The following is a 9,193-nucleotide window of genomic DNA, read 5'->3' as shown; positions in this document are numbered from 1 at the left end:
CGGGTCGCTCTCGCCGCCTGATTTAGCTTCGCCGCGGTCCTCGGCGTATGCTTACCTTCATCGCTCCAGCGGCGCCGGCGTTCCACTCGAACGAGCACCGCACCATCGTGCCGACCGCTCATACGAGGCTCGTTTGACTGCTCGATATCCACTCGCAAGGCCTCCTGTCGCCTCGCGAACTCCATCACCGCCAAGAAACTGACAAGGCCGGGTTCCGTCGGCGCTTACGATCGTCCCAGAGCTTATGGAAATGCTCCACGTCGAGCTTGCAGGCTCTCGGAACTTCGAAATCCGCTAACGCCCCCACCCACTACAGCACATGCACCCGTGGGTCCGGCGCAACGGTTACCGAGCAGTCACCTTCATAGGTATGTCTAAATCAGCGGTCGAGCGTTTCAATAAGAGCCACGCAGTACCTTGATCCCTCAAGGCCCGAGCCGTGTGACACTCATTTCCCCAGCTGACATCAATAACCCTGGCATTTGTGCATCAGGTGCTGAAGCCTGTATCACCCATTCCTGAATCAGGCAGTCAGGGGGAAACTCGGGGGCGAGGATTAATCTGCGGATCTCGTTTGGCGTGAACGACGCCAAGACGTCGACCGTAGCGTGTGAACTGGCAGGTACGCACCCCACCTTGACAGACACCAGCACTGGTTCAGAGCCGGAATGCACCGGGACTTCTGCGCGATAGTGTCCGGGTGCGAATGAAGTCGTACGCCTGAACAACCAGGCTTGCCGCCCTGCCTCGATCGACGCTTCCCACTTTCCAGCTGGCCCCAGCTCAACCATCGCAAATTCGTTGGCTGCCACATCCCAGGTTATCGGAACGTAGTCGGGGTTTGAGTTCGCCTTCGTTGGGGAAAAGGCATCAAGTTGACTCGGCTGCAATTTCCCGTTCTTGAGCACAAACTCTCGCGCCGTATGAGTGTCCCCCGAGGAGACCAAAGTTCGAATCACTAGGGGCACAAACTCTCGGGGCGCTGTCCCTTGATCCGCACCCAGCTCCCGGAACAATTGCGACGCGTTCACAGCGCCCTCAGAAGAGTCAGCTGCCATCCTTCCGAAGCTCCACAGCCAGGTGCGTCTTCCAAAAGGCCTCAAGGCCCCGCGGAATCGAGGGTCCGCCAGGGCGGGAATCAACGGCGGAAGCAATCTGCTCTCCAATGACGGATCCACCAGAAGCGCGCGATCGACATGCATGAGCATGTCGGTCAGATCTCCTGATTGGGCGGCGAGAGTAGCAAGTTGAAGCTGCACCTTAGGAACGCGGCGAGACACCGTTTCAGCAAGCTTGAGCGCGGCGACTGATACGCCGACGCTTTCAGTTGACTTGCCTGCCGGGCCGACAGCAACAGGGATAGCGGCGGCCGTCAACGGCTCTGCTTGGAGCCGCTTCCTTGCCAGTTTTACGATGTCTACTTGGTTGCCGAGAGCCGTTGCGGCAGGAAGGTCCTCTAACTCCAAAAACGTCGCGCGCCTGAGCAAAGCCGGTGCCGAACTGCCAACTTGGCCTGCTGCATCAACTGTCGCCAGCCATCCCAAAGCTGCCGCCACAGTGATAATGCCGACCGAGCAAAGAACAGATTTCATCAGTTCCTGCTCCTTGCTCCTTGCATCCGCCCAATCACGACTGCTCCTTGGTGATCCCGTAGCCGTAACCGTAGCCGTAACCGTAGCCGTAGCCGTAGCCGTACGAATGCTTCGAGAAATCGACCTTGGTCACAACTAGACCAAAGACATGCACTCCAACTGCACGGAGCCTTTGCAGACTCGCTCGAATTGCACGGCGCGAGGTGCGCTCTGCTTGCGCAATGTAGACAACACCCTCGGTTGCCCGGCCCATGAGGGGCGAGTCAGCAAGACCGAGGATTGGCGGTGCATCAACAATCACATGGTCAAAGCGGTCGAGGAAAGTTGTGATTAGCTGACCAAACTTGTCCGAACTCAGCAACTCTGCCGGGCTTGGAGGGATCGGACCTGTAGGAAGCACCCACAATCCCCGGTGATCAGTTTGCTGGATCTGATCAGCGAGGTCCTCTCCAGCGAGCAAGTTGCTCAGCCCTGACTTGTTCTCGATGCCCACGTAGCGATGCACAGATGGCGAACGCAAGTCGCCGTCAATCAGGAGCACGGACTTGCCGGTGCGCCCGATCACCTCGGCCAACGCAAGAGCAGAGGTCGACTTGCCCTCGCCTGGCTGCGTGCTGGTAAGGACGAAGGACTTAGGGAGTCCGTGATTGGTCGCAAAAGCGAGGGTAGAGCGGACGCTGAAGTACGCTTCGGACATGCCCGTCTTCGGGTCCTGAATTTCCGAAAGCGGCGATTCCTCCGTCATTGGGACGTTGCCAAGCAGTGGAATCTTGAGAAAATTCCTGACGTCCTCCGGATTCCGAATGCCTTCGTCAATCTGCTCGAGCGCAAACACGACTGCTGCGGCGAGTATCAAGCCGGCCAGTGCAGCAACCGCGAGATTGAGCAACATTTTTGGCGATGACGGGCCGCTTGGCACTTTCGCAGAATCGACGATAGCTATGTTGTTGACCCCAACAGAGCCGGCTACGCCAATTTCCTTGTAGCGCTGCAATAACGCATCGTAGAGTTGCCGGTTTGTATCGACTTCCCTTTGGTAGATGTTCTGTTGGATTGAGGCCTCACGCTGGCGCGTCAATTCATCCTTGAGCGCGTTTACCTTGGACTCCAGGTCGCGTTCTCGCTTCAATGCTTCCGCATAAGACTGCCCCCGGCTCCCTGCCGCCCGCGCCGTCTCTCTCTGGATTGCTGCATCGAGCGCATCCATCTCCTGCTTGATGGCGCGCGCCGCTGCATATCTAGCGTCGAATTGGACGAGGATCTTTGCATAACGCGCCGCTGATTCCGCCCGTTGCGTGCGCAAGGCGGTTATTGTCGGATTCGTAAGCACTTCAGGACTGTTATCAGCGGATCCTACCGTCGCCCGGCTCTCAGCAGCGATCCGCTCCGCCCTTGCCGCAATGTACGCCTGGTTCAAGGCCTCCAGATCGGCCGACGCCAGAGTCCGCTGGGTATAGGTTCGGCCGTCTGCATCCCTTATGGCATCCAGAGTGACAATGCCTTTGCCCGACGTGTAGGTTACGAGATCACGTTCACTTTGCTCGACTTTCTGACGCAATTGCCCGAGTCGCTCTTCAAGGAACTTGCGCGCATCTGCGGTCGAGGCAAATTGCCGGTCCATCGATGATCCGACGAACTCCTGCGCCCAGGCATTGGCAATCTTGGCTGACAATTGAGGTGATCGTGAGGTGTAAGAAATATCTACCAGACGCGACGCGCGAATTGGTGACACATCTACATTAGCCAGCAAGATTGAAATCGCCCGGCGTTGCTCGGCATCTGATCTCTGTCTTGCACTATTCGGCTCACTGACCTGCAGCGGCTCAAGTCCATGCGCTGCCATGAACACAGGGTCACCGGCTAAGCGCAACTTGCGCACAACACGCTCGGCCAGGGACTCAGCCTTGAGCAACGCATATTGCGTCGCGTAGAATTCGATATCCCTTGCCTCAGTATCGGACTCGATACCGCGGACATTTGTAATCTTCTTCTGTTCGCGGCTGATCTCGATCTGAGTTTTTGCGGTGTACTGGGCCGGCGTCATCAAGGTGATCACCAGTCCAGCCACTAGCGCTGCAGCTATGATGCCAGCGATAATCCATCGCCACCGCAGGACTGCCTGCCAATATTGCATAAGCAGCGGAGACAGCCAGGATTCATCATATTCTGCCCCCTGCATCAAGTCCGCCGTCGGGCTATGATCATTGCCACGATCGCGGAGATCCGGCGTTTGGCTATTCATCATGTCAATAGGTTCCGATAGCTCAATTTGCCAGGCGATCGACTGCAATCACGATCGGCGTAGCAAGCGCCGGAAATACGGCCAGAAAATCCTTGAACAGGCGCCGCGAGCGGGAGTCCCCAACAGTCACGACATCGTTGGCGTAGACTTCAGGATCGGGGTATGCACCATGCCTGATCGCATCGAGGTTGTAGAGGGCTGCATAACGCTGTCCCGCGACGGTGCGGAAGATGACGACATCATCGAGCTTTGAAAATTCGTTCGTCCCTTCGGCTCTGGCAATGACCCGCAGAAGCGACATGCGCCCCACAACCGGATAGATTCCAGGTTTTTTGACTTCGCCATCGACAGTCACCACCCGGCTGACCATCTCCTTGATGTTCACGGTTACCTGAGGGTCGCGTACGTACGCTGCTTTCAGTCGCTCTGTAAGCAGCTTCTCGACATCGCCCGCCGTCTTGCCAGCAACGTCAACCACACCGACCAAGGGATAGGAAATCTTGCCATTCGCGTCGACCTGGATATCGCGTTGCGCAAGCTCGTCGATGCCGAATACATCAATCGTCAGTCGGTCGAACGCACCAACGTAATAGGGCTGAACGCCGCCGGACAGATCTGCCCCACGAGGTACAGGAAGCTCCGTTGCATCCAGCACCGAGAGCTGCGGGTCTCCGCCGAGCACAACTTTTCCGCCGCACCCTGCAAGGCTTGCCATCAACCCAATTGCGAGAACGAACCTGCTACGCTGCATATGAATGTTTCCGTCGGTTTAGCTGTGTCACTACCTGCACTGTCGCTCCGTCGGATTGCAATCGAGGGGGCCGCAAACAAACAAGACCCAAGGCCATGAGCACCGCTATCGCCGGCACCCGCACTGGATAGTCGCTAAGCGAGCCAATCGTGCAAAGCAAGAGCAGGATCAGCCCGGTGCCGCAAAGCAGACGGTCTGACCCGTTCCTTCGAGCAAGGGTAAAGACCTGAAAAACGACGATTACCAGGAGGGCAATGAGCAGTAGTGCGGCCGGAATCCCCCCGGTTGCAATCGCCTCGAGCCAGTCGTTATGCGCATGATTCATGTACACTGGCGATATCATGGCGTCGCCTTCGTAAATCTGGAAAACTGGCTGGAACGAGCCGATCCCGCTCCCCCACGGAAAGACGTCCCGCAACATTTCCACCGTTGCCGGAAGGTTTCGAATGCGCGCATCATCGACCAACTCCGAATTCATCAACCTGCTGAACACAACCGCCCGGTCAGAGGAAACGGCAGAAGCGATCAGAAAAACCAGCAAGATGCCCCCTCCCCCCCAGGTCAGCCAACGCATAATGCGATCTTGAGCGCGCTGCTCGACAGGATGAGCCGAAAAGAGGGACAACGCCCAAGTCATGACTGCTGCGCAAATTCCCATCACGAGACCGGACCTGGATCCATTCACTAGCAGGGATGCAATGATGAAGAGCGCACCACAAATCCACGCTACGCGAATGAGAAATGCATTTGTGCGTCGCCTGGCACCTAGTTGTGCGAGCCAGAGCCCAAGCACGGGAAATCCTGCTGCCAAAAGTAAGGCTTGGTGATTCCGGTTCGCAAACAGACCTACCGCACTGCCATTGTTGGTTACCGCATAGAGATACAGTGGTCCTTTGGGGTCGGACGCCAGCTGCGCTACGGCCAAAATCGCGCTCAGAACGACCACAAGGCCAACACTCGTCAATGCCAAGCGCAATTCGCGGGCCGACAGTTGTATCGCGAACAGGATTACGGCCAATGGCGTGGCGAGGCTCCAAAGCGCATTCCAGGTCCACTCCGGCGCCATCGATAGCGGCCGCCAGACAGGGCCAATGCCTGTCACCTCATCAATCTCCACAATTATCTGCCGTCCGGGCAAGATTTGCCAGATCTGTGGGGGCAGCGGCACAAGATGCGAAATCACGAGAATGAGGATTGCTGCCGACCACGCAATGATCGCCCAGTTTTCCGTCAGATGCTCGCGCTTGAGCGTCAGCAATGCGGCACCACATGCCAAAATGGACAATGGCCGCAAAAGCAACAAAGAGAGCACATCGGGTCGCGCGCTACCGCCGAAAAGGAAAGCGATTCCTACGATGCACAACAGTCCCGTTAGCGGGACTGAAACCCGCGACCTTTGTGAACTGGCCGACACTCGTGCAACCCTTCTCGGCAAGCGTTCATCCATTCTTGACCCCTTATGTTCGTGTTGCCGGGGCCACTGAGAGTCAGCCTGATTGCTCAAGCCAGCAGCGTTAGGATCCACAGGTTCGGGATCCTAACGTGATCCAAATCCAGTCAAGACGGTTCGAATTGTCTTGAGAACGATCAGCACGTCCAGCCAGAACGAAAAGTAACGGATGTAAAAGAAGTCGAACTCCAACTTCTCTTGTGCAGCCTCCAACATGGCAACATTGCCTTGGTGCACAGCGGCCCAACCGGTAATACCCGGCCGCACGGCGTGTCGGTAGCCGTAAAACGGCACATGGCGTTCATAATGCCGTGCAAGCCTTATGGCTTCCGGACGAGGGCCAATCCAACTCATTTCTCCCAGCGCCACGTTCCAGACCTGGGGCAATTCATCAATTCGCCACTTTCGCAGATAAGCACCAAGGCGCGTCACACGCCGGTCCCCCTCCTCCGTGAATGCCGGCCCGTCCATGGCCGTGTGCATGGTGCGAAGCTTGAAGCAGACGAAGGGGCGGCCTCTATGCCCCATCCGTACCTGACAAAAAATTGCTGGCCCGGGGGATTCAAGCCTGATCAAAACGGAGACGAGCGCCACTATGCAAGCAACAAATGGAAGTGCGAGCAACGCCACGACCACGTCAATTACACGTTTGATCTTGAGGTAAAATAATGACGGAAGCAACGCCCCGAACTCGTTATCCGAATGCTCGGTAAACTTGACCCGGCCCGTCAACCCTTCTTCCATGTGCGCGAGGTGATAGACTGGTACGCCCTGCAGCACGAGCCTCGTGATGAAGGAGGACCAGCGCATCGACAAGTTGGAGTGGGGATCGAATGCTACTGCGCTGATCCCTTGAGGCAGGCGGGGCTCGCGCAGGATCTGCCAATGAATTCGCTCGGAAAGCTGCGCCGCTTCTGTAGGCGAAACTCCTACCAGGCCGACAATCGGTCGGACATACCTCGCACGCATCACCGACGCAAAAAAGTACCATGTGCAGGCCGTTACGAAGCTGCCTAACAAATGCGGCAGTCCTAGGGGTATGCGCAGAATGAAGAGAACGAAGAAGCCCACCGTGAAACTTGCGAGAAATGTCGGAAAGATCAGACTGGCGCCGGAAACGAGGGGAAGCACCGCAATCCGGCGCAAGGACAGGTGCCCGAGACACACTGCTCCAAAGGACGCGATGTATGTCGGCAACAATGCAATGTCGGTCCGGACGCGGGACCGAAACGTGTCATGGAGCGCATCAAGAAACAGCGGCACCAGCGCGACGAGGATTAGCGCAATGCCCAGGAGATAGCGGTTCGAAACCAACACTACCCGGACAAAGCCGGGAGCTGCTGGCGTGGGAACAATCCGCACCGTCGACTGGGCGGCAATGATTGGCCTGTATTCCACAATTTCTGCCCCTCAGGTTTGGTTTCTACCAGACCAGCACAATCGCCGCCAAGGGATACGTAGAACCCCGGACTCTAACGAAGACCTTTCGCACTTGCAAAATGTATCTGCTCCTCAGGCCACTCTGCTCCCGCTCCTCAACCACCGTTGATCCTGCAGCATGCGCGAAATCGCCTTTTAACCCAAGGATTCGAGAACGTGCATAGGCACGTCCAACCAACGAGCTATGCTAGCAAGCTATATCTTTAGTTTAGGCGACGAACCGTGACTCGCCTGCGGCGACCAGACTGACATTTCGGTGAGCGGGCGAGACAAATGCCAAAAAAAAACGCCCCTTTCGGGGCGTTTCCTTGGATCTGAAGCGGCAGGTGCGCTTCAGGGGCTCGCGGGGGCTCCCTCGACAGCCTTGGCAATACCGTAGGCAGCTGCACCAACAGCCAGTGCGCCCACAACGATTACAGCCGTATCAACTGCCTTCTCGCCCTTCTTGATCTTCGCTGACGTGCGAACATCCGATGGGGCCGATGCAGGCTTACGCTGTGCCGCCGCAGCCGGAACGGATACGAGCAAGCCCGCCACTACCAAGGCCGAACACGCCTTCTTGAGAACTGCCATGTGTATGCTCCTATCTTTCGTTGTACGCTTATGCACGATTCGGATTATATTGCAACGCACATGTTGCCGATGCGAACGACCTCAGCATTTCACCTCTAGGCGGAAAAGCCGCCGGGGCGGATTTGTCACGCACTGACGAAACAAACGCACTCGCCGCAATTGGGTTTCCGCGCCACTGTATCCACTAAAGTGTAAACAACTCATGAGCTCTTGCCCGACGCGCGGCTTGGCGATTGGACTCCACTGTCCCTGAAAATCGGTGTCGATGTCGAACCGCTCGCGTCTGGAAAAGGCGTAGCCCACTGACATGCGTCGCAACAAGTGCTGGCCGGCATCACGCCGACGTCCTTGGTTATGGATGCACGACCGGGGTCTGCCGTTTCCCGCGTCGCTCCTGCCGGCCACTGCGATCACCTCGACTTCACCACCAACAGAGCCCGGTCGCGCGGAACAGACTGACGCTCTTCTCAAACGGGTTCCTTCCCTGCTGCGACCATTGGGTCAATGAGGCCACTGACAAGTCACGAGCGATAAGCGCCTGCCCCGCAACGGACCCTTCTGGCATTGCGACGGAAAGTTCTGTCAGGACTACGGTTACAGCGGTCGAAGGCCGCAAGCTGGTGTCTTTTCTGAACAGACGCCGGGAGAAGAAGCGACACCAGCTGTCACCTGACATCGGGATCGGAACCCTGCCGACTGCTTCGGCAAGCGCAGGAACATCTGGATGGCGCCAACAGCGAAGCCTAGTTCGACGGGCTATCTTGGAGATCAATTCCTGAGGAAGGCCCAAGGCTCCACGATGTCGCCACTTCTGGGTGAAGCCGCGAAGCGATCTGGAAAACTGGCTCAGTGCCACATATGGATCTGGCAAATTCGATCGCGAGACGCTTGGGACGATCTCGCATACGCTGCAAGATCGTCGACCTTTGCAGCTCTTTATTCTTCATGCCATAGCGCACCGATGAAGATGCTCGAAATTTCCAGACTGGCTCGCATTGCTGTCTGCCGGCGATCTCGAGGGAAATGTACGGCCGACCAAGGTAAAGCCTTGCTGGCAAACTTGCACATATTGCTGCTGGAGATGCTCTAGATGTCGAAGGTTCCCGTTCTCGTCACCGGCGGCGCAGGCTACATCGGCGCCCACG

General features: G+C 57.1%; 7 protein-coding genes. All 7 read right to left on the bottom strand.

The window, feature by feature from the left end:
- Positions 1 to 425: 425 nt before the first annotated feature.
- Positions 426 to 1,592 (bottom strand): hypothetical protein, encoded by a 1,167-nt coding sequence (locus AX703_RS14420; RefSeq protein WP_062345045.1) that lies wholly within the window; start codon positions 1,590 to 1,592, stop codon positions 426 to 428.
- A 34-nt stretch (positions 1,593 to 1,626) separates the two neighbouring features.
- Positions 1,627 to 3,882 carry a polysaccharide biosynthesis tyrosine autokinase gene (locus AX703_RS14415; protein WP_231735551.1) on the bottom strand — a complete coding sequence of 752 codons (2,256 nt, stop codon included), beginning with the start codon at positions 3,880 to 3,882 and terminating at the stop codon, positions 1,627 to 1,629.
- Entirely contained in the window at positions 3,857 to 4,549 is a 693-nt protein-coding gene (locus AX703_RS14410; RefSeq protein WP_231735550.1) for a polysaccharide biosynthesis/export family protein, read from the bottom strand. Before AX703_RS14410 ends, AX703_RS14415 begins: the two co-directional genes overlap by 26 nt.
- Positions 4,550 to 4,574: 25 nt before the next feature.
- Positions 4,575 to 5,843: an O-antigen ligase gene (locus AX703_RS14405; protein ID WP_062345041.1), complete on the bottom strand. Its 1,269-nt coding sequence runs from the start codon at positions 5,841 to 5,843 to the stop codon at positions 4,575 to 4,577.
- Between the two features lie 279 nt (positions 5,844 to 6,122).
- Positions 6,123 to 7,433, bottom strand: coding sequence for a sugar transferase (locus AX703_RS14400; protein WP_156452071.1), 1,311 nt, complete (start codon positions 7,431 to 7,433; stop codon positions 6,123 to 6,125).
- Between the two features lie 375 nt (positions 7,434 to 7,808).
- Positions 7,809 to 8,048 carry a hypothetical protein gene (locus tag AX703_RS27420; protein ID WP_156135933.1) on the bottom strand — a complete coding sequence of 80 codons (240 nt, stop codon included), beginning with the start codon at positions 8,046 to 8,048 and terminating at the stop codon, positions 7,809 to 7,811.
- A gap of 943 nt (positions 8,049 to 8,991) precedes the next feature.
- Positions 8,992 to 9,193, bottom strand: a 202-nt coding sequence (locus tag AX703_RS28400) for a hypothetical protein (RefSeq protein ID WP_231735549.1), incomplete at its 5' end; no start/stop codon positions are given.

The organism is Novosphingobium sp. CCH12-A3 (genome assembly GCF_001556015.1).
GTDB lineage: Bacteria > Pseudomonadota > Alphaproteobacteria > Sphingomonadales > Sphingomonadaceae > Novosphingobium > Novosphingobium subterraneum.
Note: the sequence above shows the minus strand (reverse complement) of the source record. Positions and strands in the feature narration are given on the sequence as shown.

What these genes read in the sequence shown, in the direction of transcription:
- AX703_RS27420 (WP_156135933.1), bottom strand. Translation starts at nt 8,048, where the DNA reads ATGGCAGTTCTCAAGAAGGCGTGTTCGGCCTTGGTAGTGGCGGGCTTG.
- AX703_RS14420 (WP_062345045.1), bottom strand. Translation starts at nt 1,592, where the DNA reads ATGAAATCTGTTCTTTGCTCGGTCGGCATTATCACTGTGGCGGCAGCT.
- AX703_RS14410 (WP_231735550.1), bottom strand. Translation starts at nt 4,549, where the DNA reads ATGGCAAGCCTTGCAGGGTGCGGCGGAAAAGTTGTGCTCGGCGGAGAC.